General features: G+C 70.4%; 32 protein-coding genes. 16 read left to right on the top strand and 16 right to left on the bottom strand.

Annotation, left to right across the window (positions count from 1 at the left end):
• Positions 1-109: 109 nt before the first annotated feature.
• The gene (locus tag Q0L11_RS17295; RefSeq protein WP_296598874.1) at positions 110-931 is read right to left on the bottom strand and encodes an FkbM family methyltransferase; all 822 of its coding nucleotides are present in this window, start codon (positions 929-931) and stop codon (positions 110-112) included.
• Between the two features lie 90 nt (positions 932-1021).
• On the opposite strand from Q0L11_RS17295, the gene Q0L11_RS17290 reads away from it, so the two are divergent.
• Both Q0L11_RS17290 and Q0L11_RS17285 read left to right on the top strand, forming a co-directional pair.
• A complete protein-coding gene (locus Q0L11_RS17290) occupies positions 1022-1873 on the top strand; it encodes a glutamate racemase (RefSeq protein WP_296598872.1) in 852 nt (283 codons plus the stop codon).
• Between the two features lie 16 nt (positions 1874-1889).
• Positions 1890-2420: an SRPBCC domain-containing protein gene (locus Q0L11_RS17285; RefSeq protein WP_296598871.1), complete on the top strand. Its 531-nt coding sequence runs from the start codon at positions 1890-1892 to the stop codon at positions 2418-2420.
• On the opposite strand, the gene Q0L11_RS17280 is transcribed toward Q0L11_RS17285, so the two are convergent.
• Positions 2396-3127, bottom strand: a complete 732-nt coding sequence (locus Q0L11_RS17280; protein WP_296598870.1) for a pyridoxamine 5'-phosphate oxidase family protein — start codon at positions 3125-3127, stop codon at positions 2396-2398. The two genes, Q0L11_RS17285 and Q0L11_RS17280, sit on opposite strands and share 25 nt — an antisense overlap.
• A complete protein-coding gene (locus Q0L11_RS17275; protein ID WP_296598868.1) occupies positions 3124-3348 on the bottom strand; it encodes a hypothetical protein in 225 nt (74 codons plus the stop codon). Before Q0L11_RS17275 ends, Q0L11_RS17280 begins: the two co-directional genes overlap by 4 nt.
• Before the next feature lie 94 nt (positions 3349-3442).
• On the opposite strand from Q0L11_RS17275, the gene Q0L11_RS17270 reads away from it, so the two are divergent.
• On the top strand, positions 3443-4897 hold the full coding sequence (locus Q0L11_RS17270; RefSeq protein WP_296598867.1) for a PLP-dependent aminotransferase family protein: 1455 nt from the start codon (positions 3443-3445) through the stop codon (positions 4895-4897).
• 125 nt (positions 4898-5022) lie between these two features.
• Here Q0L11_RS17270 and Q0L11_RS17265 read toward each other — a convergent pair whose 3' ends face one another.
• Positions 5023-5559 (bottom strand): carboxymuconolactone decarboxylase family protein, encoded by a 537-nt coding sequence (locus Q0L11_RS17265; RefSeq protein ID WP_296598865.1) that lies wholly within the window; start codon positions 5557-5559, stop codon positions 5023-5025.
• Between the two features lie 118 nt (positions 5560-5677).
• A complete protein-coding gene (locus tag Q0L11_RS17260; RefSeq protein ID WP_296598864.1) occupies positions 5678-6235 on the bottom strand; it encodes a peroxiredoxin in 558 nt (185 codons plus the stop codon).
• A 194-nt stretch (positions 6236-6429) separates the two neighbouring features.
• On the opposite strand from Q0L11_RS17260, the gene Q0L11_RS17255 reads away from it, so the two are divergent.
• Positions 6430-7323 carry a hydrogen peroxide-inducible genes activator gene (locus tag Q0L11_RS17255; RefSeq protein ID WP_296598863.1) on the top strand — a complete coding sequence of 298 codons (894 nt, stop codon included), beginning with the start codon at positions 6430-6432 and terminating at the stop codon, positions 7321-7323.
• A gap of 5 nt (positions 7324-7328) precedes the next feature.
• Here the strand turns inward: Q0L11_RS17255 and Q0L11_RS17250 are convergent, their stop codons facing one another.
• A complete protein-coding gene (locus Q0L11_RS17250) occupies positions 7329-7961 on the bottom strand; it encodes a TetR family transcriptional regulator (protein ID WP_296598862.1) in 633 nt (210 codons plus the stop codon).
• Positions 7962-8051: 90 nt separating this feature from the next.
• Between Q0L11_RS17250 and Q0L11_RS17245 the strand changes: the two genes are divergently transcribed.
• The 6 genes from Q0L11_RS17245 (at position 8052) to Q0L11_RS17220 (ending at position 12987) form a co-directional block, all read left to right on the top strand.
• Positions 8052-8717, top strand: coding sequence for an O-methyltransferase (locus Q0L11_RS17245; RefSeq protein ID WP_296598861.1), 666 nt, complete (start codon positions 8052-8054; stop codon positions 8715-8717).
• 179 nt (positions 8718-8896) lie between these two features.
• On the top strand, positions 8897-9403 hold the full coding sequence (locus Q0L11_RS17240; protein ID WP_296598859.1) for a PadR family transcriptional regulator: 507 nt from the start codon (positions 8897-8899) through the stop codon (positions 9401-9403).
• Positions 9404-9538: 135 nt separating this feature from the next.
• Positions 9539-10375, top strand: a complete 837-nt coding sequence (gene dapF / locus Q0L11_RS17235) for a diaminopimelate epimerase (protein ID WP_296598858.1) — start codon at positions 9539-9541, stop codon at positions 10373-10375.
• Complete coding sequence (lepB, locus tag Q0L11_RS17230; protein ID WP_296598856.1) at positions 10372-11277, top strand: signal peptidase I; 906 nt, start codon at positions 10372-10374, stop codon at positions 11275-11277. Before dapF ends, lepB begins: the two co-directional genes overlap by 4 nt.
• A complete protein-coding gene (mtaB, locus tag Q0L11_RS17225; protein ID WP_367183452.1) occupies positions 11258-12553 on the top strand; it encodes a tRNA (N(6)-L-threonylcarbamoyladenosine(37)-C(2))-methylthiotransferase MtaB in 1296 nt (431 codons plus the stop codon). The genes lepB and mtaB overlap by 20 nt, the downstream gene beginning before the upstream one ends.
• Positions 12550-12987: a GFA family protein gene (locus Q0L11_RS17220; protein WP_296598854.1), complete on the top strand. Its 438-nt coding sequence runs from the start codon at positions 12550-12552 to the stop codon at positions 12985-12987. Before mtaB ends, Q0L11_RS17220 begins: the two co-directional genes overlap by 4 nt.
• On the opposite strand, the gene Q0L11_RS17215 is transcribed toward Q0L11_RS17220, so the two are convergent.
• Positions 12984-13610 (bottom strand): trimeric intracellular cation channel family protein, encoded by a 627-nt coding sequence (locus tag Q0L11_RS17215; RefSeq protein ID WP_296598853.1) that lies wholly within the window; start codon positions 13608-13610, stop codon positions 12984-12986. The genes Q0L11_RS17220 and Q0L11_RS17215 overlap by 4 nt on opposite strands.
• A 117-nt stretch (positions 13611-13727) precedes the next feature.
• Between Q0L11_RS17215 and ftsY the strand changes: the two genes are divergently transcribed.
• Both ftsY and Q0L11_RS17205 read left to right on the top strand, forming a co-directional pair.
• The gene (gene ftsY / locus Q0L11_RS17210; protein WP_296598851.1) at positions 13728-14672 is read left to right on the top strand and encodes a signal recognition particle-docking protein FtsY; all 945 of its coding nucleotides are present in this window, start codon (positions 13728-13730) and stop codon (positions 14670-14672) included.
• On the top strand, positions 14669-15250 hold the full coding sequence (locus Q0L11_RS17205; protein ID WP_296598849.1) for an inner membrane-spanning protein YciB: 582 nt from the start codon (positions 14669-14671) through the stop codon (positions 15248-15250). Before ftsY ends, Q0L11_RS17205 begins: the two co-directional genes overlap by 4 nt.
• Positions 15251-15261: 11 nt before the next feature.
• Here Q0L11_RS17205 and Q0L11_RS17200 read toward each other — a convergent pair whose 3' ends face one another.
• From Q0L11_RS17200 to Q0L11_RS17175, 6 genes are all read right to left on the bottom strand, one after another.
• Positions 15262-15453, bottom strand: coding sequence for a hypothetical protein (locus Q0L11_RS17200; RefSeq protein WP_296598847.1), 192 nt, complete (start codon positions 15451-15453; stop codon positions 15262-15264).
• A 109-nt stretch (positions 15454-15562) separates the two neighbouring features.
• On the bottom strand, positions 15563-15829 hold the full coding sequence (locus tag Q0L11_RS17195; protein ID WP_296598845.1) for a hypothetical protein: 267 nt from the start codon (positions 15827-15829) through the stop codon (positions 15563-15565).
• A gap of 65 nt (positions 15830-15894) precedes the next feature.
• Entirely contained in the window at positions 15895-16413 is a 519-nt protein-coding gene (locus Q0L11_RS17190; protein WP_296598844.1) for a DsbE family thiol:disulfide interchange protein, read from the bottom strand.
• Positions 16410-16547 carry a heme exporter protein CcmD gene (gene ccmD / locus Q0L11_RS17185; protein WP_296598843.1) on the bottom strand — a complete coding sequence of 46 codons (138 nt, stop codon included), beginning with the start codon at positions 16545-16547 and terminating at the stop codon, positions 16410-16412. Before ccmD ends, Q0L11_RS17190 begins: the two co-directional genes overlap by 4 nt.
• A 1-nt stretch (position 16548) precedes the next feature.
• Positions 16549-17319, bottom strand: coding sequence for a heme ABC transporter permease CcmC (ccmC, locus tag Q0L11_RS17180; protein ID WP_296598876.1), 771 nt, complete (start codon positions 17317-17319; stop codon positions 16549-16551).
• Positions 17320-17329: 10 nt separating this feature from the next.
• Entirely contained in the window at positions 17330-17935 is a 606-nt protein-coding gene (locus tag Q0L11_RS17175; RefSeq protein WP_296598841.1) for a Spy/CpxP family protein refolding chaperone, read from the bottom strand.
• A gap of 153 nt (positions 17936-18088) precedes the next feature.
• Here Q0L11_RS17175 and Q0L11_RS17170 point away from each other — a divergent pair, with 153 nt between their 5' ends.
• Positions 18089-18529 carry a nuclear transport factor 2 family protein gene (locus tag Q0L11_RS17170; protein WP_296598839.1) on the top strand — a complete coding sequence of 147 codons (441 nt, stop codon included), beginning with the start codon at positions 18089-18091 and terminating at the stop codon, positions 18527-18529.
• On the opposite strand, the gene ccmB is transcribed toward Q0L11_RS17170, so the two are convergent.
• Positions 18526-19191: a heme exporter protein CcmB gene (gene ccmB, locus Q0L11_RS17165; protein ID WP_296598838.1), complete on the bottom strand. Its 666-nt coding sequence runs from the start codon at positions 19189-19191 to the stop codon at positions 18526-18528. The genes Q0L11_RS17170 and ccmB overlap by 4 nt on opposite strands.
• Complete coding sequence (gene ccmA, locus Q0L11_RS17160; protein WP_296598837.1) at positions 19188-19787, bottom strand: heme ABC exporter ATP-binding protein CcmA; 600 nt, start codon at positions 19785-19787, stop codon at positions 19188-19190. Before ccmA ends, ccmB begins: the two co-directional genes overlap by 4 nt.
• Before the next feature lie 199 nt (positions 19788-19986).
• Here ccmA and acnA point away from each other — a divergent pair, with 199 nt between their 5' ends.
• A complete protein-coding gene (gene acnA, locus Q0L11_RS17155; protein WP_296598836.1) occupies positions 19987-22680 on the top strand; it encodes an aconitate hydratase AcnA in 2694 nt (897 codons plus the stop codon).
• Positions 22681-22814: 134 nt separating this feature from the next.
• On the opposite strand, the gene Q0L11_RS17150 is transcribed toward acnA, so the two are convergent.
• A complete protein-coding gene (locus tag Q0L11_RS17150) occupies positions 22815-23330 on the bottom strand; it encodes a hypothetical protein (protein ID WP_296598834.1) in 516 nt (171 codons plus the stop codon).
• A gap of 99 nt (positions 23331-23429) precedes the next feature.
• Here Q0L11_RS17150 and Q0L11_RS17145 point away from each other — a divergent pair, with 99 nt between their 5' ends.
• A complete protein-coding gene (locus Q0L11_RS17145; protein WP_296598833.1) occupies positions 23430-24107 on the top strand; it encodes a thioredoxin family protein in 678 nt (225 codons plus the stop codon).
• Positions 24108-24164: 57 nt separating this feature from the next.
• Positions 24165-24863 (top strand): thioredoxin family protein, encoded by a 699-nt coding sequence (locus Q0L11_RS17140; protein WP_296598832.1) that lies wholly within the window; start codon positions 24165-24167, stop codon positions 24861-24863.
• Positions 24864-24984 lie beyond the last annotated feature (121 nt).

Below are 24984 nucleotides of genomic sequence, written 5' to 3'. Positions count from 1 at the left end.
CGGCCGGCGGCAAGCCCGGCGGGTTCTCGGCGCGCGGCGGCGTGAACACCAAGCTCAAGCTGCTGGGCATCGAGGGGGCGAAGGCGGCCGCCCAGGCCGACCTCTTCGGTTAGGCGCCGACGGGCTCGCGGTTGAAAGCGGCCGGCAGGTGCGGGTCGTCGGGGTCCACCGCTTCCATGTCGGTGTTGGCGGGCGTCTCCTGCGGAACGCAGAGCATGTTCAGCGACATGTAGTTGCGGTCGAAGACCAGCCGCTCGACGCCGTTGAAGTTGCCGGGGCCGGCCAGGGGCGGGGTGTGCCAGAACATCCGGTAGCCCATTTCGTGGACCCGCCGGATCAACTCCCGCTGGTGCTCGGCGCGGTCGTTCTCGAGGTAGAGGACCGGCCGCAGGCGCTCGATCGTCTCGGCGGCGCCGGCCAGGACCTGCAGTTCGAATCCCTCCACGTCGATCTTGATCAGCTCGCACCGGGCCAGGCCCAGGTCGTCGAGGCGGATCACCCGGACGGTTTCCCCGAGCTGGCCCGCGGGTGCGAGCGAGACGCCGCCGAAGTTGCTGTTCGAGGCGTAGTCGAGAGGCGGAATGGTGGCGGTTCCCGCCTCGGCGCCGCACGCCTCGGGCCGGGCCACCACGTTGTCGACGTCGTTCAGCGCGAGGTTGGCGCAGAGCACCTGGAAGACACGGCGCTGGGGCTCGAAGGCGTAGAGCACGCCCGGGCGGCACGCGCGGGCCATGGCGACGGTGTGGGAGCCGATGTTCGCGCCGACCTCGACCACGATCATGCCGGGTTTGATGAGCTGTTCCAGCAGCTTCCACTCGGCCTGGCTGAATTCGCCGTAGACCTCCAGGCACGGGGTCACGAACTGGTCGCCGGGGAAGGCCAGCATCGTGCCGTGGCGGGTGTTAAGCGTCTTTAGAAGCCGTGGAGACATGGTCCGCATACGCCCGAATTCCGGCGGTCTTTCAAGGTCGGGGCGCCGCCGCCCCTAGGCGTTGGGCGGCGCGCCCGCTAACACCGGGGCATGAGCATCGGCGTGTTCGATTCCGGGGTCGGCGGCCTCACCGTGCATCACCGGCTGGTGGAGCGGTTCCCCGACGCGGACTTCATCTACCTGGCCGACCAGGCCAACGCCCCCTATGGCGGCCGGCCCGGCGAAGAGATCGTCGAGCTGACCAAGGCGGGCTGCATCCGGCTGTTCGAGGAGGGCTGCGACCTGGTCGTGCTCGCCTGCAACACGGCCGCCAGCGTCGCGCTCCGGCGGCTGCAGCAGACGTGGCTGCCGGGCTACCGGCGCGAGGTGGGCCGTCCCGTCAACGTGCTGGGCATCGTCGTGCCGACCATCGAGGCCGCCACGGGCCTGCCCTGGGAGCACGAGGCCCAGTGGCGCGAGGAGAAGGCCGAGAAGCTGGAGATCCTGGGGGTGTTTTCCACGCCCGCGACCACGAAGAGCCGAGTCTACGAGATCGAGATCGACAAGCGGCGGCAGGACGTGGCGGTGTTCTCTGAGCCGTGTCCGGAACTGGCCCGGATGATCGAGACCAACGCGCCGCGCGACGAACTGGCCGCGACGATCCAGGGCCATGTGAAGGCGCTGGCCACGCGGATCGGCCGCAATCCCGACCGGGCCATCCTGGGTTGCACCCACTACGAGATCGTCGCCGACCTGTTCCGGGCCGCCCTGCCGCCCGGCACGCCGCTGATCCGCCAACCGGACGCCACCGCCGACGCCCTGGAGCGCTATTTCGCCCGCCATCCGGAATTCCGGCCGGGAACGGGCGCCGTTCGTCGCTTCCTCACGACCGGCGAGCCCGGCCAGCAGAACAGCCTGGTTGAGACCTTCTGGGGAGGACCGCTAAGCTTCGAGCCGGCCTGAATTCCGGGGGAGAAGCATGAGGTCCATGATCCTGGCGGCGGGCGCCGCCCTTGCGTTCGCCATGGCGCCGACGGCCCAGGCCGAGGTCGTCGACAAGGGCGCCTACGGCTTCCGGCTTAAGTACGTGCAGCAGGTGGCCGCGCCGCCCGAAAAGGTCTTCAAGGCGATCGGCGAGATCGGCCGCTGGTGGAGCGACGCCCACACCTATTCCGGCAAGGCGGCCAACATGACCATGCCCCTGAGCGCCAACGCCTGCTTCTGCGAGACCCTGCCCGATGGCGGCGGGGTGCGGCACGGCGTGGTCGAGCTGGTGATCCCGAACCGGCAGGTACGGATCGCCGCCGCCATGGGCCCGCTGCAGGACGAGGGTGTCTCGGGCGCCTGGGCCTTCGATCTGAAGCCCAAGGACGGCGGAACCGAACTCACCGTCACCTACAACGTGGGCGGCGCGCGGGACTTCATCGTCTCGATCGCGCCCGGCGTCGATGGCGTCATGGGCGAAGGCGTGGCGCGCCTGAAGCGCTACGTGGAGACGGGCAGGCCGTAGGCCGCCGCCGCGGCGGCCAGCGTATCGTCCAGACGCGCGCCCTCGCGATAGGGGGCGAGGTCGGGCGTAGGCGCGCCGCCGGTTCCCATGCCCGGCTCGGGCAGGGCCGGGCCGATCCGCGTCTCCACCGGAAAGACGCCGCACCAAGCGGGCCAGCCCTCGTCGGCCGGCAGGTCTCCGGGGCCGGTGTCGCGGACCTTCGCCGAGGCCTCCTCGATCTCCATCTCCACGAGGGTGATCCGGCGCAGCTCATCGTCCGTGGTGGGCCGCAGCTTGAGCGGCCGGCCGGCGTAGAGGCGGTCGACGAAGGCGTCCATGGCCGCGCGCACCTCGCCGAGATCGCTGATGAGCCGGGCGCGGCCAAAGGCCATCACCGAGCGGTAGTTCAGCGAGTGCATGATGCCGGAGCGGCCGACGATGAAGCCGTCGAGGAAGCTCACGGTCACGCAGACCGGAGCGCCCTGCGCCACCGTCGCGAGCATCCGGCTGGCGGCGGCGCCGTGCCAATAGAGCTTGCGATCTTCGCGCCAATAGGCGGTGGGCGTGACGAACGGCTGGCCGTCGATGACGTAGCCGACGTGGGCCATGACGCCCGCGTCCAGGATCCCGTAGACCGCCGCCTCGTCGTAGCGGGCCCGCTGCGGCCGGCGGCGCACGCGCGAGCGGTCGGTGGGCGTGAAGGCGCCGGTCCCGTCGGGCGGGCTCATGACCGGGCTCCAAGCTGGGGCGCGGGCCCGGTCGCCGGGGTCGCGACCGGAACCCGCGCCACGACCGGCGGCGGCCCTGGGAAAAGCTTCGCCGCCGGCAGCATCGGGACCAGAGCCGCCGTGGTCGTCGCGACGAGCGCGACGGCGATGGCGTAGGCCAGGACGCCGATCAGGAGACGGCGCAGGGCGTTGATCGTCGGGGTGTACGGGGTCACGGGCATGGCCGCCTCCTTTCGGGTTGGCGAGCTACGCCGCATGTGGTCTGTTGAATAGGTCCACTTTGCAGCATCTGGACAGACCATTCGGAGGGGCGCCGTGAGCTGGGCTGAAGTCTATCCCTGGTCCGCGCCGGAGGTCGGGCGGCCCGTCATCCGGCAGGTCTACGACCAGGTGCGCGGGGCGATCCATGCCGGGGCGCTGAAGCCGGGCGGACGCCTGCCGTCCAGCCGGGACCTGGCGCTGCGGCTGGGTGTGGCGCGGGCGTCGGTGGTTGCCGCGTACGACCAGCTCCTGGCGGAGGGCTACGCCCAGGGCCGGACGGGGTCGGGCACCTATGTCTCGCAGGACCTCTCGGGGGTGCTGGACCTGAAGCCGGGGAGCCCTGCGCCGGAGCCGGCCCCGCCCCCCATGCTGCCCGAGCGCGCGCACGGCCTTGCCGAGATCACGGCGCGGGCCCCGGCCCTGGATCCTCAGACGTTCTCGAACGGCCGAACGCTGATGGACGCCCGCGCCCAGGACGCCTGGGGCGCCTCCACGCGGCGGGCGCTGCGCCACCTGTCGCCGGCCCATTTCGGCTACGGCGAGCCGGCGGGCGACCCCGGCCTGCGCGCGGCGGTGGCGGACTATCTGCGCGCCGCCCGGGGCGTGGTCTGCGACCCGGAGCAGGTGATCGTGACGGCGGGGGCGCAGCACGCGGTGGACCTGGCGGTCCGCCTGCTGCTGAAGCCGGGCGACCGCGTCTGGCTGGAGGACCCTGGCTACGCCAACACCTGGCAGGCGCTGCTCGCCGCCGGCGCCGAGGGCGTGGCCGTGCCGGTGGATCGATCGGGATTGGTGGTCCAGGCGGGGGTCGCGCAGGCCCCGGATGCGCGGGCCTGCTTCGTGACGCCATCGCACCAGTTCCCGCTGGGGGTGGCCATGTCGATGGGCCGGCGGCTGGAGCTGATCGCCTGGGCGCGTTCGACCGGGGCCTGGATCGTCGAGGACGACTACGCCTCGGAGTTCCGCTACGCCGGCGCGCCGCTGGCCTCGCTGCAGGGGCTGGATGGGGGCGAGCGCACGATCTACGTGGGCACCTTCAACAAGTCGCTCTTCCCCGGCCTGCGACTAGGCTACCTCGTGGCGCCTCGGCCGCTCATGCAGGCGTTCGCCGGCCTGCGCCGTCTCGCCGACCGCCAGCCGCCGACCCTGACCCAGGCGATCACGCTGGACTTCATGGAGAGCGGACAGTTCGCGGCCCACATCCGCCGGCGCCGGCTGGCGTACAAGGCCCAGCGCGACGCCCTGGCCGAGGCGCTGGCGCGGCGGCTCGGTGACGTGCTTGACGTGGACGTCCCCGACCAGGGCATGCACCTGATCGCCTACCTCAAGGACGGGCGGGCAGACTTGGAGGTCGAGGCGGCCGCGCTGCGAAACGGTGTCCTGGCCCGCGGGATCAGCCCGCTCTACCACCGCGCCGAACCCCGCCACGGCCTGCTGCTGGGCTTCACCGGGTTTCCGCCACGGGCCATGGACGCCGGCGTGGCCAGGTTGGCCGCGGCGATCGGGTAGCGAACAGTTCCTCCCCCGTTGGGGGAGGTGGCGCGAAGCGTCGGAGGGAGTCACCCAACGATGGTTGAGGACCCCCTCAGTCAGCTTCGCCGACAGCTCCCCCAACGGGGCAGCAACTAGCTCGCCTACGCCGCGAGGGCGGTTTCCGCGGCGATGACGCGGCTGGCGGCGTTGACGACCGCAGCGATGCGCAGGGCTGTCTGGATGCTCTGGGCCGGGACGCCGTGCTTCTTGAGCTCGGCCTCGTGGGCGTCGAGGCACATGCCGCAGCCGTTCACGGCCGAGACGGCGGTGGACCACAGCTCGAAGTCGGCCTTGTCGACGCCCGGGTTGGCGAGCACGTTCATCCGCAGGCGGGCCGGCAGAGTCTTGTACTCGCCGTTCGAGAGCAGGTGCAGCGAGCGATAGTAGACGTTGTTCATGCCCATGATGGCCGCGGCCGCCTTGGCGGCGGTCTTGGCGTCGGGCGACAGGCCGGCGGCATCCGCCGCGGCTTCCACCGCCTTCACCACCGCCGGCACGCCGGTGGCGTGCGCCGAAGCGACGAACGCCCCCCACTTCTGCTGGTCGGTGAGGACAGTCTCGGAGGCCAGGCTGCCGAGATTGAGGCTGATGTCCTTGGCATAGGCGGGAAGGGCATCGCGCAGGGCGTCGAGCGACATGGTGTCTCCGAAAATTCGATGAAAAAGCCGGGGACGCTCAGGGGGGAGGGGGAGAGCGTCCCCGGCCAGGTCCGGAGCCCGCGCGGTGTGCGTTACGCGGGTCCGGTGACTATCGGCCTCAGGCGGCCTTCAGCGTGTCGCCGCCAACGGCGCGGTTGCAGGGGCAGAGCTCGTCCGTCTGCAGCGCGTCGAGCACGCGCAGGGTGTCCTGCGGGTTGCGGCCGACGTTCAAGTTGGTGACGTAGACGTGCTGCACCACGTTGTCGGGATCGACGATGTAGGTGGCGCGCAGGGCGACGCCTTCTTCCTCGTTCAGCACACCGAGGGCCGACGCGAACTTCCCGGAGTTGTCGGCGAAGTTCCAGATGGCCAGCTCGTGCAGGTCCGGGTGCTCGCGGCGCCAGCCGAGCTTGGAATGCTCATTGTCGGTCGAGCCGCCCAGGACGACGGCGTCACGGTCGGCGAACTCGCGGTTCAGGCGGGCGAACTCGGCGATTTCGGTGGGGCACACGAAGGTGAAGTCCTTCGGGTAGAAGAAGATGACCTTCCACTTCCCGGGGAAGCTTTCCTTGGTGATGGTCTCGAAGGCGCTCTCGCCGTTTTCCTCGTGGCGCATGAACTTGGGCTTCACACCCACGACCTTGAAATCGGGCAGCGTCTGGCCAACACCCAGCATTCGGAACTCCTAATTGTGAGTAGCGGCCACAAGGGGAGGAGGGCCGCCGCACCGGGGAGATAGGGCGCGCCGGCTCAGAGTTCCAATCGATAGTTTTTGGAATTGAAATAGGTTGGGTCTATATAAGCGCCGCTGGGCCCCGGCGCGGCTTCCGGGCTGCGCGCGCCATGGGCCGGGACGACGGATTTCGCGGAATGCTCCCCACCATCCGACAACTGCAGTACCTGAAGCTGCTCGCCGAGCACGGGGCGTTCGGGAAGGCGGCCGACGCGGCGCACGTCACCCAGCCCACCCTGTCGGCCGGCATCCAGGAGCTGGAGCGCACGCTGGGGGCGCCGGTGGTTGATCGGGCCCGCACCGGCGTGATCCTCACGCCCGTGGGCGAGGAGGCGCTGCGGCGGGCGACGGTGATCCTCAACGAGGCCGAGGAACTGGTGGAGGCGGCGAAGAACGCCGGCCAGCCGTTGACCGGGCGGTTCCGCCTGGGCGTGATCCCGACGATCGCGCCGTTCCTGCTGCCCGGGGCCTTGCCGCTGCTGCGCCAGAAGTTCCCCAAGCTGAGGCTGTTCCTGCGCGAGGACCTGACCCAGCGGCTGATCGTCGAGCTAAAGGCCGGCCGGCTGGACGCGGCGCTGATCGCCTTGCCGTTCGACATGGCCGGGCTGGAGTGGGCGCACGTGGCCGATGACGAACTGCTGGCGGCGCTTCCCGCCGACCATCCCCTGGCGAAGCTGAAGTCCGCCTCGCCCGAGGCGCTTGAGCGCGAGAACATGATCCTGCTGGAGGACGGCCACTGCCTGCGCGAGCACGCGCTGTCGGCCTGCAGACTGAACCCGCCGCGAGTGGGCGCCGGCGAGGAGCCGTTCGCCGCCACCTCGCTGCCGACCCTGGTGCAGATGGTGGGCTCGGGCCTGGGCGTTACCTTCCTGCCGCAGATGGCGGTGAACGCGGGCCTCGCCGGCGCCAACATCGCGGTGCGGCCCATCGAGGCGGATCACCCCGCCCGCGAGATCGTGGTCGCCTGGCGCGCCGGCTCGAACCGCAGGGCCGAGGGCAAGCTGCTGGCCGAGGTGCTCAAGGAGGTCTGAGCGCGTCAGCGCCGCGCCAGACTCTCCAGGTACGCGCAGAACATGTCGGCCATGGCGTCGGCGTAGGTGGCGATCTCGTCCGGCGTCCGTGGCGTTTCCGAGAACTCCTTTCCGACCGTGCTCATGGTCCGCTTGATGAGGTCGGCGGCGAGGGCGCGCGTGGGTTCGGGCGTCTCGGGCAGGGTCTCGGCCATGAACGCCTGGATGAAGTGCTGGCTGGAGCGCCGGGCCTCCTGCGCCTCGGGGGCGTCGCGGTACAGAGGGGCCGCGTCGTGCAGCGCCACCCGCATCGCCGCCTCCTCGCATTCCGAGCGGATGAAGGCGTGGATGAGGGCGCGGAGTCGCGCCAGCGGCGGGCGGCTCGTGTCCTCCAGGATGTCCCGCAAAAGGGTGGTGGTCTCACGCCACTCGTCGGCCTGGAGTCGAAAGAGTATGGCCGCCTTGTTCGGGAAGTACTGGTAGACCGATCCCACGCTGACGCCCGCCTTCTCGGCCACCCGCGCGGTGGTGAAGCGCTGGGCGCCTTCCTTCGCCAGAACCTGAGCCGCCGCCTCCAGAATCGCGCCGACCAGTTCGGTCGAGCGCGCCTGTCGTGGCTGCTTTCGCGAGGAAATCCGGGGACTTGGGCGATCCGCCATGGCGCTTTCAGTCAATGCGAATATCGAATGCGACGAATTAGTCGCATTTTTTGGGCGGCGCAAGGACGCGCCGAACCCCGGAGATTTTCCATGACCACCCTGACCACTGCGCCGCTCGCGCCCCTGCTGGAGCGGCTGTTCCACGAGGCCGACGCCGCCTCGCCGGCCCGGAGCCCGGCGTTCGCCCACGTTCCCGCCGAGGAGCGCGCCAGGCTGATGCGGAGCAAGACGGCGTATCGCGATTTCTACGCCCAGCTCAGGGACTTCGCCCTGCCCGTGTCGCGCGAGACCGGGGCGCTGCTCTACATGCTGGCGCGCATCGTAAGGGCGAAGTCGGTCGTCGAGTTCGGGACGTCGTTCGGGCTCTCGACACTGCACCTGGCCGCGGCGTTGCGCGACAACGGCGGGGGCCGGATCATCACCACCGAGTTCGAACCGTCCAAGGCGGCGCGGGCGCGGGCCAACCTCACCGCCGCCGGAGTCGCCGACCTGGTGGAGATCCGCGAGGGCGACGCGCTGCAGACCCTGGCCGTCGGCCTGCCCGAGACCATCGACCTGGTGCTGCTGGACGGCGCCAAGGCGCTCTACGGCGACATCCTGAGCCTGCTGGAGAGCCGGCTGAGGCCCGGCGCCCTGATCGTCGCCGACAACGCCGACTATTGCCCGGAATACCTGGCTAGGGTGCGCGACCCGGCGGCCGGCTACCTCTCGACGCCGTTCGCCGAGGACGTGGAACTGTCGATGCGGCTGGTTTGACGGGCGGCGACGACACGCCTCTTTCGATACGATTTCGACTGTATCGAAAAAGCGCTTGCAAGCCGATACGATTTCGATGTATCTAAAATTCAGACATATCGAAACTAGGTCTAATTGGAATGCACAGACACTTTCACGAACACCGTTTCCACCGCAGCCGCCACGGCTGGGGCGGGCGCATGGGCCGCGAGCATGGCGAGGATCGTCACGAGCGTCGCCGCGGCCGCTTCGGCCGGTTCTTCGAGCACGGCGACCTGCGGGTCGTGGTGCTGGCGCTGCTCGAGGAGCAGTCCCGCCACGGCTACGAGCTGATCAAGGAGCTGGAGGAGCGCACCGGCGGCGCCTACCGCCCTTCGCCGGGCGTAGTCTATCCGACGCTGGCCATGCTCGAGGACGAGGGCTTCATCCGCCAGGTCGAGGCCGAAGGCGGCGGGCGCAAGCGCTTCGAGATCACCGACGACGGCAAGGCCGAGCTGGAGCGCAGCCGTCCAGCGGTCGAGCAGGTCTTCGGCCGCATGGAGGAGGCCTCGCGTCACGCCGGGCCGGGCCGCCACCGCGTGGGTCGGGCTATGATGAACCTGGGCATGGCGCTGCGGAACCGCATGGGCCGCCCCGTCTCGCCCGAGGAGCTCGACCGCATCATCGCCATGATCGACGACACCGCCGCCGCCATCGAGCGGACCTGATCGCCTCCCCGATCGCCTGAACCGCTTCTTCCCCAGAAGCCCGAGCGGTTCCACCTGGAGCCTCCGCCACCCCGGCGGAGGCTCTTTTTTGCCTCAGGTGCGACGGCTGCGCCTTTCGCCTATATAGCCGCGGCCATGAGCCGTCCGTTCCTGAAGATGAATGGGCTCGGCAACGACTTCGTCGTGGTCGAGACCCGCAGCGCCCCGTTCGACCCGACGCCTGAGCAAGTGCGCGCGATCGCCGACCGCAAGAGCGGCGTCGGCTGCGACCAGCTCATCGTCATCGGCCACGCCGACGACGCCGATGCGGGCGTCCGGTTCTGGAACGCCGACGGCGACGAGGTCTCGGCCTGCGGCAACGGTACGCGCTGCGTCGGCTGGCTGCTGATGCAGTCCACCGGCAAGGACGAGGTGGCGATCGAGACCAATGCCGGCCGGCTGGTGGCGACCCGCGCCGGCGAGCGGCTTGTCAGCGTTGACATGGGCGAGCCCGGCCTCGACTGGACCCAGATCCCGCTGGCCGAGGCGCACGACACGGCCGCCCTGGATGTCGTGCTGTATCACCACGCCGACCTGATGGCGCCGCCGGGCTGCGTCTCGATGGGCAATCCGCACGTGGTGTTCTTCGTGCCGGACGTCGAGGCAGTGCCGATCGCGAAGATCGGGCCTCAGATCGAAAAGCATCCGCTGTTTCCGCAGCACGTGAACGTCGGCTTCGCGCAGGTGATCGACCGCCACCGTATCCGGCTGCGGGTCTGGGAGCGCGGGGCGGGCCTGACCAAGGCCTGCGGCACGGGCGCCTGTGCGGCCCTGGTGGCCGCCTCGCGCCGCGACCTGGTGGGCCGGCACGCCACCATGGTGCTGGACGGGGGCGAGCTGCACATCGAGTGGCGGGACGACGGCCATGTGATCATGACCGGCCCTGCCGCCGTGGACTTCATGGGTGAGCTGCCTGGGGGCGTGGCGCCTTGAGCGAGACGACCTGGCCGCCCCGGCCACGCCGCTGGTGGATCGCCTTCCTGCTGAACGCGCTGTTCCCGCCGGTGGGCTTCGCCTACGCCGGCGCCTGGAAGGCGGTCGGTATGACCGTGGTCATACTCGCCGCCGGCGCGATCGCGGCGACCGAATGGACGCTGGCCTCTCCGCCCGGTGTCTATCGTTTCGGCCTGAGCGGGCTGCTTATCGGCAGCGCGGTCGTGGCCGTGCTGTTGGGCGCGGCCGCCGCGGTCCTGGCTTGGCGTGCGCCGCCGAAGGCCGGCCGACCCAGCAAGCTGGTGCTGCTTTATCTCGCCCCGTGGCTGCTGCTGCTGGTCGGGAACATGGCCTACAGCTCGTACGGCCCGCACCCAACGTACAACATCGAGAGCGAGTCGATGGCGCCGACCCTGCGCCCAGCCGATATCGTGATGGTCGATGGCGCCCGCGCCGAGTGCGGCAAGGCGAGGCCGCGGCCGGGCGACGTGGTCGTCTTCCGCAAGCCGGGGACCGCCGCGCCGTTCATCCACCGGGTCGTGGCGGGGCCCGGCCAGACGGTGGCGATGGAGCAGGGCGTGCTGACCATCGACGGCCGGGCGGTGACGCGGCGGCCTCTGGGCTCTGTGGCGACGCCGAACCTTGCCGTGCGCACGACCGAGTTCGAGGAGACCCTCCCAAACGGGGCGCGCCACCGCATCTACGACCTGGGTCCGACCGGCGCGTTGGATCAGGTGGCCGCCACGACCGTGCCGCCGGGTTCGTGGTATCTGATGGGCGACAACCGCGACAACGCCGCGGACTCGCGCGTCTTCGGCCCCGTGGCCGGCAAGGACGTGTGCGCCGTGGCGCTGAAGGTGGTCTACGCGAAGGACGGAGCCCGTGTCGGCCGACGCCCCTGACAACACGCCCAGCCCGTCCGCCGACGGCGTCGATATCGTCACGTTCGGCTGCCGGCTGAACGCGTACGAAAGCGAGGTCATCCGCAAGCGGGCCGCCGAGGACGGGCTGTCGGACGCCATCGTCTTCAACACCTGCGCCGTCACGGGCGAGGCGGTGCGGCAGGCGCGACAGGCCATCCGCAAGGCCCGCCGTGAGCGCCCGGGCGCCAAGCTGATCGTCACAGGCTGCGCGGCCCAGATCGACCCCGCCGCCTTCGCCGCGATGGCCGAGGTGGACCTGGTGCTGGGCAACGCCGAGAAGAGCGCCCCCGGCGCGTACGCCCCGCCGGCGCAGGGCGCGGAGCCGATGCGGGTGCGCGTCAACGACATCATGAGCGTGCGCGAGACGGCCGGGCACCTGATCGACGGGCTGAAGGACCGGGCGCGGGCCTATGTCGAGGTCCAGAACGGCTGCGACCACCGCTGCACCTTCTGCATAATTCCCTATGGCCGCGGGAACTCGCGCTCGGCCGCCGCCGGCGAGGTGGTGGAGCAGGTGCGCAAGCTGACGGCCCAGGGCTACCAGGAGGTGGTGCTGACCGGCGTGGACGTGACGAGCTGGGGCGCCGACCTGCCCGGCCAGCCGACGCTGGGCCAACTGGTGGCGCGAATCCTGAAGCTGGTCCCCGAGCTGCCGCGCCTGCGCCTGTCGTCCATCGACGCGGCCGAGATCGATCCCGACCTGATGCGCTGCCTGCGCGACGAGCCGCGGCTGATGCCCTACCTGCATCTCAGCCTGCAGGCGGGCGACGACATGATCCTGAAGCGCATGAAGCGCCGGCACCTGCGCGCCGACGCGCTGAGGCTGGTGGCCGAGGTGCGGGCCGTCCGTCCCGACGTGGCCTTCGGCGCCGACCTGATCGCGGGCTTCCCCACCGAGACCGACGAGATGTTCGAGAACTCGATCCGGCTGGTGGAGGAGGCGGGCCTGGCGTTTCTGCACGTCTTCCCGTTCAGCGCGCGACCCGGCACGCCCGCCGCGCGAATGCCGAAGGTGGAGGGCGAGGTGGTCAAGGCCCGCGCCGCCCGCCTGCGCGCCGCCGGCGAGGCGGGGCTGGCGCGCCACCTGGACCGGCAGGTGGGCCGCATGCTCTCGGGCCTGGTCGAGCGGCCGGGCGTCGCGCGGGCGGAGGACTTCACCGAGATCGCCTTCACGGGCGAGGCGCAGGTGGGGCGGCTGGCGGCGATGCGGGTGACCGGGCATGATGGACGACGCCTGACCGCGGTGGCGGCGTGAACATCGCCGGCGGCTGCCAGTGCGGCGCGATCCGCTACCGCGCGGACGCTTTGGGCGAGGCCAGCATCTGCCACTGCCGCATGTGCCAGAAGGCCACTGGCGGGCTGTTCGGACCCTATGTCGGCCTTGGCGGCCTTGAGTGGACGCGCGGCCGACTCAAACGATTCCAGAGCTCCAACAAGGTCTGGCGCGGCTTCTGCGAGGCGTGCGGAACGCCGCTGACATGGGAGCATGCCGCAGGCGTCATCTCGGTGGCGATCGGGACGCTGGACGATCCGGCCGCCGTGCAGCTCTCAGAGCAACTGGGCAGCGAGAACAAGCTTCCCTATGTCGACGCGCTGGCGGACCTGCCGACCCACGAACCGACGGAGCCCTGGGCCGCGGCGCACCTGGCGAGTATCGTCAGCCTGCAGCACCCGGACCACGACACCTAGCCGGGCGGCGCGCGGCCCGGGAAGCCCGGCATCTGCCAGCCAAACAGGATGGCGCCGGCGCGGACCACGAAGGCCGCCAGGAAGCCCATGGTCCCACTCACCAGGAGCGTGAGGTCGAGGGCGTGCAGGCCGACGAAGACCGCCGCGCCGATCAGGGCCGGGGTCACATAGAGCTCGCGGCGCAGCAGGATCGACGGCTCGTGGGCCAGGATGTCGCGGATGACGCCGCCGAAGGTCGAGGTCAGGACGCCCATGATCATCGCCGAGACGGGCGGCACGCCGAGCGAGGTCGCCTTGAGCGCGCCCACCACGGCGTAGGCGGCCATGCCGAGGGCGTCGAGCCACAGGAGAAGCCGCTCGCGCCCCTGGCCCCAGCCGAGGACCCAGATCGCCAGCGCGCCCACGAGGCAGACCACGATGTACTCCGGCCGGCCCACCCAGAACACCGGCGCGCCGATCAGGAGGTCTCGCAGCGTGCCGCCACCGACACCGGTGACCGCCGCGAAGAAGCCGAAGGTGATGATGTCGTGCTTGCGCCGCGCCGCCGCCAGCGCGCCCGAGGCCCCGAACACCGCCACAGCGCCGTAGTCGAGGATGGTCAGGGCCTGGCCGAGGGCGTCCATCCGCCCTTGATGCGGTGGCGCGTGGCGCAGGGCAAGTGGCCGCACTTTGGCGTGGCGCGGCGTCAGCGCTGCGAACCGGTTTCCACTTCGCCGGATGACGCGCTAGAAGCCGCCTCCATGGCAGAACCCAAACGCGGCTGGTTCGCGCGCCTTACCGAAGGCCTGACCAAGTCCTCCAAGCAGATGGGCGACCAGATCGCCCAGGTCTTCGTCTCCAAGGAGCCGCTCACCCAGGCCAAGCTGGACGAGCTGGAGGAGATGCTGATCGAAGCCGATCTCGGCCCGCACTCGGCCGCGCGCATCACCGAGCGCTTCGCCTCCGAGAAGTTCGGCAAGGACGTCGACGAGAGCGAGATCCGCGAGGCGCTGGCCACGGCGATCGGCGACGAGCTGACGAGCCGGCAGGGTGATTTCGAGCCGCTGTCGGGACCGCGGCCCTATGTGGTGCTGTTCATCGGCGTCAACGGCTCGGGCAAGACCACGACCCTGGGCAAGATCGCCACGGACCTGACGCGCCAGGGCGCCAAGGTGCTGGTAGTGGCCGGAGACACCTTCCGCGCGGCCGCCGTCGAGCAGCTCAAAGTGTGGGCCGAGCGCGCGGGCGCGCAGTTCATGGGCCGACCGACGGGATCGGACGCGGCCGGTCTGGCGTTCGACGCCGTGCAGAAGGCCCGCGACGAGGGCTACGACGTGGTGCTGATCGACACCGCGGGCCGCCTGCAGAACAAGGCCGGCCTGATGGAAGAGCTGCTGAAGATCATCCGCGTGGTGAAGAAGGTCGATCCCGACTACCCGCACGAGACCCTGCTGGTGCTGGACGCCACCGTGGGCCGCAACGCCCTGGCGCAGGAGAACATCTTCGGCAACCAGATCGGCGTGTCGGGCATCGTCATGACCAAGCTGGACGGCACGGCGCGCGGCGGCGTGCTGGTGCCGGTGGCCCAGGCGTCGGATAGCCCCATCAAGCTGATCGGCGTGGGCGAGGGGGTCGACGACCTGCAGCCCTTCGACGCCCGCGCCTTCGCCCGCTCGCTGGTGGGCCTCGAGGAACCCATTCGATGAGCGCCGAGAACAACCGGCACTGGGTCCGCTACTTCGTGGACTATGCCGCCCTGGCCGCCTTCCTGATCGCCTACCTGGCGACGCACGACCTGCAGAAGGCGACATGGGGACTGGTGATCGGCTCGGTGGCCGCAATCGCGGTCGGCTTTGCCGTGGAGCGCCGCATCGCGCCGCTGCCGCTGTTCGTGGGCGGGGCGGGGCTGGTCTTCGGCGGCGCCTCGCTGTTCTTCCACGATCCCCGGATCCTGAAGATAAAGCCGACCATCGTAAACACGGCCATCGGCCTGCTGCTGCTGGGTGGGCTGGCGATGAAGAAGCATCCGCTGAAGCTGGTGCTGGGCGAGGCGTTCGCGATGCCGGAGGCCACATGGCGGCAGCTCACGCTGAACTACGCCGGCTTCTTCCTGGCCTTGGCGGCGCTGAACGAGGTCATCTGGCGCACCCAGCCGGACGGCACGTGGGTGCTGTTCCGGTTCCCGGGCATGATGATCCTGACGGTGGTGTTCTCAATCGCCCACGCGCCGCTCTTGATGAAGTACGTGAAGGCCGACGAGCTGCCGCCGCCGCCGACGGAGTAGGCGCGCCGGCTCTACGCCTTCGGGAAGGTGATGTTGCTCGGGCGCAGGTGCGGGGTCTGGAGGCGGTTGTAGTCGGCGTCGGCCAGCCCGCCCACGATGAGGCCCAGCAGCTCGGCCCCGCCCGCCTCGGTGGGCGGCGGTTCGCCGTAGAGCTGCCGCCAAAGGGCGACGGCCTCTTCGTAGATGCGATCTTCGCGTCCCATGGGCCTATCAAAGCTGCTTGCGGCGATAAAACCCGCCGGGGACGTACGGCGTTCCGTGATAAATTACAGTTAATTTCGAGGCTTAGGCGTGGAACCCACTGTGGGGTGCTCAGACGCGAATGTCGATGAGCGAGCCGGGGCGCGGGATGCGCTGGGGTTGTTCGGCGCCAGCCTCCGCTACGGTGCGTTGTGCGGGCGCTGCGGCCGGGGCCGCCGCGACGCTCGGCGCCGCGGCCGTCGGGGCGGCCTGGATCGGGGCCTGCGCCTTGCCGAGGGCCTCGAAGAACGCCCGCTGGGCCGCGACCTTGGACGCGTCCTGGCCCATCGGCCGCTGGGGCGTCTGCTGCGGGAACGGGTTCGAGCGGATCGTCGTCACGGGGGCGCGGCCAACATGGTTAACAGGCGATGCGGCCAAACTGCCGCGTCCATCTCAATGCATGGTTAACGCGCGAGTTTCGCCAGCTTCGCCGACTCGGCCTCGTCGAGCGGGCCGGTGTGCTTGGCCAAGACCTTGCCGTCGCGGCCGATCACATAGGTCTCGGGCACGCCGGTGACCCCGAACTCGACGCCCGCCCGGCCGTCGCGGTCGACCAGGGCGGTGGTGAAGGGGTTGCCCAGCCGGGCGAGGAAGGCCTGGGTGTTGGGCGGCGCGTCCTTGTAGGCGATCCCGACGACGCGGACGCCCGAGCCCTTCAGGCCCATCAGGACCGGATGCTCGATCTCGCACGGCGCGCACCAGGAGGCGAAGAAGTTGACCACCATCGGCCCTTCGGCGGCCGCGGCGCGGATGCGGACGGGCTGGCCTTCGGCGAGCGTCGGCAGGGTGACGTCGGGGACCATGCGGCCAACCAACGCCTGGGGCTGGTACTTCGAGTCCGTGCGCTGCAGGGCGTAGAAATAGAAGAGGCCGCCCAGCGCCACGAGCGCCACGATCGGCAGGAAGGCGAGCCAGCGGCTCATTTGCGGGTCAGCTCTTCGTACCGCCGCCGCCAGCGGCGGGCATGGGCGAGCGTTGCGGCGATCATGCCGGCGAAGACCAGCGCGGTGATCCCGAAGGCCGGCACGATGAACTCGGCGTACTTGAAGTCGAACATGTCAGCCCTTCGCGGCCCGGAGCGCGGCGGCCTCGGCGCGGCGGCGCCAGACCTCGCCGCGGATGCCCACCAGCCACAGCGAGCCGAACGCCGACATGTAGCTGAGCGCCATCAGCAGCAGCGGGATCCAGAACACCGGCGGCATCGAGGGCCCGCCCTTGCGGAACAGCGACGAGCCCTGGTGGATGGAGTTCCACCATTCGACGCTGAAATGGATGATCGGCAGGTTGATCGAGCCCACCAGCGCCAGGATGGCGGCGGCGCGGGCGGCCTTCTGCTCGTCGTCCATCGAGGCGCGCAGGGCCATGTAGGCGATGTAGAGCAGGAACATCACCAGGACCGAGGTCAGGCGGGCGTCCCATTCCCACCATGTGCCCCACATCGGCCGGCCCCAGAGCGAGCCGGTCACGAGGGCCAGGAAGGTGAAAGCCGCGCCGAGCGGGGCGGCGGCCTGGGCCGCGCAGTCGGCCAGGGTGTGGCGGAAGATCAGCGCCAGGAAGCTGGCCACGCCCAGGCAGACGTAGGCGAACATGCTGATCTGGGCCGCCGGTACGTGGATGAACATGATCCGGACCGTCTGGCCCTGCTGGTAGTCCTCGGGGGCGGTGAAGCCGAGGTAGAGGCCCGCCGCCGCCAGGGCGAGGGCGATAACCCCGAACATCGGCGCCGCCCAGCGGGAGAACGCCATGAAGCGATCCGGATTCGACAGGAAGGCGGGCGCCCAGCTCATGACCTTCGCATAGAGAGCGAGCGCCCGCCCGGCAAGCCGCAGCTTCGCGCCGTCAGAGGCGTGGCGGCTTCGGGGGTTCGGGCGGCTCGGGCGGTTCCGGGGGCATCGGCATGTGGTGGCCCGCCGGGATCAGCATCGGCCCGAACGCCGGACCCGAGAACATCAGCATCGGCAAGGCGTCGAACGCCTTCCGCTGCTTCGCGTCGAGCTGGCCGTAGAAGGTGCGGATGGCGGCGATCCGGCGGTTCGTGTCGGCCTGCTGCTCGGCCATCCGAGCCTGCATGTCGTCGAGGCGCTGCAGGGTGGTGCGATCGCCGTCGCGTTCGAACTTCACCATGTGGTCGCGCTGCGGGCCGTCGCGGCGGGTGGCCCCCAGAAAGGCCTTGAGCGCGGGCTCCTGGTCCGGGCGGAGCTGGAGGATGTCGGAGAGCTGATCCGGCCGGCCGCCGCGCCAGACCATGTCGCCCTGGCGATAGATCCGCACCTCGCGGCGCTCGGCGCGTTCGGGGCGCTCATCCCGCCGCGCGGAGGCGCCCGCGTCTTCGACGGCCTCGCGACGGGCCTGGTCGCCGGTCTGGGCCAGGGCGACGCCCGAAAGGGCGGCTCCGGAAAGGGTGATGGCGGCTCCTGCCAGGAGCCAGGTCATGGGCTTCGACATCGTTGGTCTCGTCTCCCGCTTGAGGTTCCCTTCGAGGTTCAAGCTGGGCGGGAGCATGCGGCCGAAAAGCGGCAGCGGGGATTAAGCTTTCTTCATGTGCTTCCAAGGCCTTGAGGCGGCATACGGCGACGCTTCGAACGTGGAGGGAGACCGATGTTCGCCGCCCTGCTAGCCGCCGCCACCATGGCGGTCGCCCCCGCGCCGCCGGTCCCGGCTCCGCTGGACCCGGTCCAGGTGAAGGCCATCGAGGCCGTGGCCTACGACTATGTGGACGGCCAGCTCGAGGGCGACGCCACGCGCGTGGCCCGCTCGCTGCATCCCGATCTCGCCAAGCGGGCGGTCACCGTGGATCCCGACGAGAAGCTGGCGCTGCGCCGGATGACCAAGGAGGAGCTGGTCGACCTGACCAAGCAGGGTGTCCTGAAGACGCCGAAGGACCAGTGGAACCGGTCGGTGCGCGTGCTGGACATCGCCGGCAACGCCGCGGTCGCGCGGGTCGAGACGCCCTGGTTCGTCGACTATTTCCACCTCGGCCGCTTCGGCGACCGCTGGGTGATCGTCAACGCGCTCTGGCAGCCGAAGCCCCGGAGCTAGCTCAGCGCGTTGCGGCAGGCGGCGGCCATGGCGAGGGGGCCGAAGGCGACCGCCGCGGCCGCGTAGGCGCCCAGGAAGGCGAAGCCTGCGGTCCAGGGCAGACCACCCGCGAAGTTGGCCAGCGCGCCGCCGCCGAAGATCACCGGCGGGACGAACAGCGGCAGCACGATCACCGCCGTCAGCAGGCCGCCCCGGCGCGCGCCCAGGCTGAGGGCCGCGCCGATTCCGCCCACGAAGGCGAACGCGATGCCGCCCAGCAGTGCGCACGCGAAGATCAGCGGGCTCAGCGCGGGATCGGCGCCCAGGGCGATGGCGGCGACCGGGGCGCCCAGGGCCAGTGGCGCGCCCGTCGCCAGCCATTGGCCGGCGCACTTGACGAGGCAGGTGAGCTCCAGCGGAACCGGGGAGAGCATCAGGAGGTCCAGCGCGCCGTCCTCGTAGTCGCGCTCGAACATCCGCTCCAGCGACAGCAGCGAGGCCAGCGCCAGCGCGACCCACGCGGCGCCCGTGGCGATGGAGGCCAGCCGGTCGTGCTGGGGACCGATGGCCAGCGGCAGGAAGGTGGCGACCCCGGCATAGAAGCCCAGCGCCACCAGCGGCCCGCCGCCGCGGCCCCAGGCCAGCGTCGTCTCCCGCGCGATGAGGGCGGCCAAGCGGCTCATGCGGTGAGCTCCAGGCTGCGCGTGGCGACCGGCAGGGGGTCGTGGACGGCGGCCAGGATCATGCCGCCGCCGTCGAGATGGCGGCGCATGATGGCGCCGAAGCCCTCGCGCCAGCGGGCGTCCAGCGGGCTCAGGGGTTCGTCGAGCAGCCACAGCGGCCGCGGCGCGGCCAGCATCCGGGCCAGGGCCAGGCGGCGGCGCTGGCCGGCGGACAGGCGGCGGACCTCCAGGTCGAGCAGGGGGACGAGCTCCAGGGCCTCGGCCGCCTCGCGCTGGGCGGCGTCGGTCCCGCCGCCCCAGCGGGTCCAGAAGGTGAGCTCTTCGCGGGCGGTCCTCGCCGCCTTCAGCCCGTCGGCGTGGCCCACGAGGTGAAGATCGCCGCGCGCGTCGGCCGGATCGACGCCGCCGAAGCCGACCTCGCCGGCCTCGAGACGCACCAGACCCGCGACAGCCCGCAACAGGCTGGTCTTGCCCGAGCCGTTGGGTCCGGTGAGGACGCAGGCCTCGCCGGCGGCCAGTTCGAGCGAGACGCCCTCGAACAGCAGCCGCCCGCCCCGCCGCACGGCGGCGCCCCTGATGGACAGCAGAGAGATCAAGCGGACATCCAGGCTTTTCGGAAGGTTCTTCGGCCCGTGCATGGACGGACGCATAGGTCGGGTCTATGAAGCGGCGGCCGCCGACGCTTGGGGGGAACCAACGCCGCGCGGGGACGAACGCTGTGTGTCCGTCTCTGATAGAGCGCGCGATCCCCTTTGGGTGTCTGGCTGGCAGCGAGCAGAAAAGGATCTCCTGAATATGGCGTCCGTGGACACCCTCAAGACCCGCCGTCAACTGACGGTCGGCGACAAGACCTACGCTTACTACAGCCTACCGGCCGCGGAGGAAGCGGGACTTTCGGGCATTTCGCGCCTACCCATCTCGATGAAGGTGCTTCTCGAGAACCTCCTCCGGAACGAGGACGGCGTGTCGGTGGGCGACGACGACCTGAAGGCCGTCGCCGCCTGGCTGGAGAACAAGGGCTCGGTCGAGCACGAAATCAGCTTCCGCCCCGCGCGCGTGCTGATGCAGGACTTCACCGGCGTGCCGGCGGTGGTCGATCTGGCCGCCATGCGCGACGCCATGACGGCGCTGGGCGCGAACCCCGAGAAGATCAACCCGCTGAACCCGGTCGACCTCGTGATCGACCACTCGGTGATGGTGGACTATTTCGGCACCTCGAAGTCGTTCGGCGAGAACGTGGCGCGCGAGTACCAGCGCAACATCGAGCGCTACAACTTCCTCCGCTGGGGTTCGTCGGCGTTCAACAACTTCCGCGTGGTGCCGCCCGGCACCGGGATCTGCCACCAGGTGAACCTCGAGTACCTCGCCCAGACGGTCTGGACGAATTCGGACGAGGGCCCGGAAGTGGCCTATCCCGACACGGTCGTGGGCACCGATAGCCACACCACGATGGTCAACGGCCTGGCCGTGCTGGGCTGGGGCGTGGGCGGCATCGAGGCTGAGGCGGCCATGCTGGGCCAGCCGATCCCGATGCTGATCCCCGAGGTGATTGGCTTCAAGCTGACGGGCGTGCTGCCCGACGGCACGACGGCCACCGACCTGGTGCTGACGGTCACCCAGATGCTCCGCAAGAAGGGCGTGGTCGGCAAGTTCGTCGAGTTCTACGGCCCCGGCCTCGCCAACCTCACTCTGGAAGACCAGGCGACCATCGCCAACATGGCTCCGGAATACGGCGCCACCTGCGGCTTCTTCCCGGTCACCCAGGCGACCATCGACTACCTGGCGGCCACCAACCGCGCCCCTGAGCGCGTCGCCCTCGTCGAGGCCTACGCCAAGGCCCAGGGCATGTGGCGCGAGCCGACCGATCCGGATCCGGTGTTCACCGACTCCCTGGAGCTGGACCTCGGCACGGTCACCGCCTCGCTGGCCGGTCCGAAGCGCCCGCAGGACCGCGTGCTGCTGACCAGCTCGGCCGACGAGTTCAAGGCCGCCCTGACCGGCGAGACGTTCGGCAAGCCCGACGCCCTGGCCGAGCGCTACAAGGTCGAAGGCGAGAACTTCGACCTGGGCAACGGCGACGTGGTGATCGCCGCCATCACCTCGTGCACCAACACCTCGAACCCCTCGGTGCTGATCGCCGCCGGCCTCGTGGCCAAGAAGGCGGTCGAGAAGGGCCTGACGGTGAAGCCGTGGGTGAAGACCTCGCTGGCCCCCGGCTCGCAGGTGGTGACCGACTACCTGAAGGCCGCGAAGCTGGACAAGAGCCTGGACGCCCTGGGCTTCAACCTGGTCGGCTACGGCTGCACCACCTGCATCGGCAACTCGGGCCCGCTGCCCGAGCCGGTGTCGGAGACGATCCAGAAGAACGACCTGGTCGCGGTGTCGGTGCTCTCGGGCAACCGCAACTTCGAAGGCCGCGTGAACCCGGACGTGCGGGCCAACTACCTGGCCTCGCCGCCGCTGGTGGTGGCCTACGCCCTGGCCGGCTCGATGCTGACCGACCTGGCCAACGACCCGCTGGGCGAGGGCAAGGACGGCAAGCCGGTGTACCTGCGCGACATCTGGCCGACCTCGGCCGAGGTCGCCGCCCTGCAGCGCAAGCACGTGACGAACAAGATGTTCGCCACGCGCTACGCCGACGTCTTCAAGGGCGACAAGAACTGGCAGGGCATCAAGGTCAAGGGCGGCCAGACCTACGACTGGGACATGGGCTCGACCTACGTCCAGAACCCGCCCTACTTCCGCGACATGCAGATGGAGCCGGCGCCGGTCACCGACATCGTCGAGGCCCGCGTCCTGGCGGTCTTCGGCGACTCGATCACCACCGACCACATCTCGCCGGCCGGCTCGATCAAGACGACGTCGCCCGCCGGTCAGTACCTGATCGACCGCCAGGTCCCGCCGTCCGAGTTCAACGGCTACGGCGCCCGCCGCGGCAACCATGAAGTGATGATGCGCGGCACCTTCGCCAACATCCGCATCCGCAACCGGATCACCCCGGACGTGGAAGGCGGCGTGACGAAGCATTTCCCGTCGCAGGAGCAGATGTCGATCTACGACGCGGCCATGCGCTACCAGGGCGAAGGCCGTCCGCTGGTGGTGTTCGCCGGCAAGGAATACGGCACCGGCTCGTCGCGCGACTGGGCGGCCAAGGGCACGAAGCTGCTGGGCGTCCGCGCCGTGGTGGCCGAGAGCTTCGAGCGCATCCACCGATCGAACCTCGTCGGCATGGGCGTGCTGCCGCTGCAGTTCCTGCAGGAAGGCTGGCACAAGCTGGGCCTGACGGGCGAGGAGATCGTCACAATCCGAGGCCTGACCGAACTGGCCCCGCGCAAGCAGCTCATCGTCGAGATGTACCGTCCGTCGGACGGCCGCATCGCCCGCTTCCCGGTCCGCTGCCGGATCGATACGCCCACCGAGCTCGAGTACTTCAAGCACGGCGGCGTCCTGAACTACGTCCTGCGCAGCCTGGCCAAGCCGGCGGCGTAAGAGCCTGAAGAAATCCTTCTCCCCTTGCGGGAGAAGGTGTCGGCGTCGGCCGACGGATGAGGGGCCGCGCGGCATGTCCGGCGGCCCCTTCTTCGTGCGTGGCTGTCGAGCGGAGCGCGATCCCTCGGAAAAGGCTACTTCGCCGTCCGGATCGCCGCCTTCACGCCGCCCTTGGCGAGTTCGGGCATCAGGCGGCGGGTGAGGTCGTCGCCGAAGCGGTCGTCGGCGCTGGCGGCCGCGGCGGCGCCCAGGCGGCCCGCCGAGGCCTGGACGTCGGCCTTGGAGACGGCGCAGGCCGAAGCTTCCGCCGTGAGCGGCAGGGTCTCGCGGCCGTCTTCGCGATCGGGCAGGCGCACCGTGTAGCGCTCCCCGCAGGCGAGCTTGCCGGTGAGCGTCTCGAAGCAGGGCTCGCGCTCGAGGTAGAGCGTCGCCGCCCACTGGCAGAAGACGGGCGGCGGCGGCCTGTCGGGTTCGGCGGCCGCCTGGCGCGCTTCCACGTCGGTGCGCACGAAGAGCTGGTAGCGGATCAGCGCCTTCTCGCTCTGCTTGTCGCGGGTGAGCAGCAGGGGCACGTCCTTGCGGGCGACCCGCAGGTAGTCGGACTCGGTGCGCACGATCTCGGGCGGCGGGGGCGGGTCGGCCTGGAACACGGGATCTCCTGGGTCGGACGGCGCACTCTACCCAGGGCGAAGCTTTCTGCGCCATCCGACCGTGCGCGATGGCGTGGGCGTCACCACCTAGACAGGATCATGCGCCAGATCCTCGCCGCCCTCGCCGCCGTTCCCTTGATTGGGGCCGGCCCCGCGCCCGCCCAGCCCGTCGTGGTGGAGCTGTTCACCAGCCAGGGCTGCTCGTCCTGCCCGCCGGCCGACCAGGCGGTCGCCCGGGCGGCGGACAGGCCCGACGTCATCGCCCTCAGCTTCAACGTCACCTACTGGGACCACCTGGGCTGGAAGGACACCTTCGCGCGCCCCGAATTCACCGCCCGGCAGGTGGCCTACGCCAAGGCTCTCGGCCACGGAGCCCCCTTCACGCCCGAGGTGGTGGCCGGCGGCCGGGCCGACGCCGTGGCCAACACGCCGGCCAGGCTGGACGCCCTCATCGCCCGCGGACGCGCCCTCCCGGCGACGCAGGTCTCGTCCGCGGCGGGCCGGGTCACGGTGGCGGCGGGCGTGGCGCCGCGGCGGGGCGCGGAGGTCTGGCTGGTCCGATACGATCCGCGGGTCATCCAGGTCCCGGTGAAGGCCGGCGAGAACGGCGGCAAGACGCTGCCGCAGCGAAACGTCGTCCGCAGCCTGACGCGCCTCGGGGGCTGGAGCGGTCAGGCTGCGACCTATGTCGCGCCCGCCGGAGACCCCGCGCTTCGGAGCGTCGTCCTGGTCCAGACCGCCGGCGGCGGCCCGATCCTGGCGGCGGCCAGGCTGTGAGAGCCCTCACGGCTTCTTGAGATTTACAGGTCCGAGAACACGCCCTAAGCCGGGGCGATGCGGAAAGCCTCGCTTTTCAGCCTGATCCTGCTTGCCTCTTCGGCCGGCGCGGCGGCGGCCAGGCCGGCCGTGCTCGTGGAGCTGTTCACCGCCCAGGGCTGCGGTTCCTGCAACGAGGCCAACGGCTATCTCGGCAAGCTGGCCGAGCGGCCGGGAGTGATCGCCCTGACCTTCTCTGTGGACTACTGGGACTACCTGGGCTGGACCGACACCTTCGCCAAGCCGGAATACGCCGAGCGGCAGAAGGCCTACGTCACGCGCCTGAAGCTGCGCGAGCCCTACACGCCCCAGGTGGTGATCGACGGCCACGAGGAGGTCCAGGGCCTAAAGACCGCCGAGGTCGACCGGCTGGTGCGCGCGGCGGCGGCCGCGCCGCACAACCCGCCGGACATCCGTTTCGTGGGGCCGCGGCGCGTGGACGTGGGGTCGGGACGGGTCGCCAAGGGCGGCGCCGATGTCTGGCTCATCCGCTACGACCCGCGCGCCATCGAGGTGACGCCCAAGGCGGGCGACAACCGCGGCGAGGCGGTCGTGCAGAAGAACGTGGTGCGGGAGATCCGCCGCCTGGGCGCGTGGCGTGGCCGGCCCCAGGCCTACCGGCTGCCGGCGCCGTCCGACGACGGGCTGAAGACACTGATCGTGGTGCAGGGCCCGAAGGGCGGTCGCGTCCTGGGACTGGCCCAGCCGAAATCCTGAATCCGAAACGCGTGCGGCCCGTGCGGCTGGAGAGTATCCGCACGGGCCAACGCTTGGGGAAGGTAGTTGGAGTGTCGGTTGGCCACTGCCGGCCCAGGGGGGCTGGGGGGGCTGTTCAGGA

The sequence above is a fragment of the Phenylobacterium sp. genome (genome assembly GCF_024508875.1).
Classification (GTDB): Bacteria; Pseudomonadota; Alphaproteobacteria; order Caulobacterales; family Caulobacteraceae; genus Phenylobacterium.
This window is presented reverse-complemented; position numbering and strand designations above follow the sequence as displayed.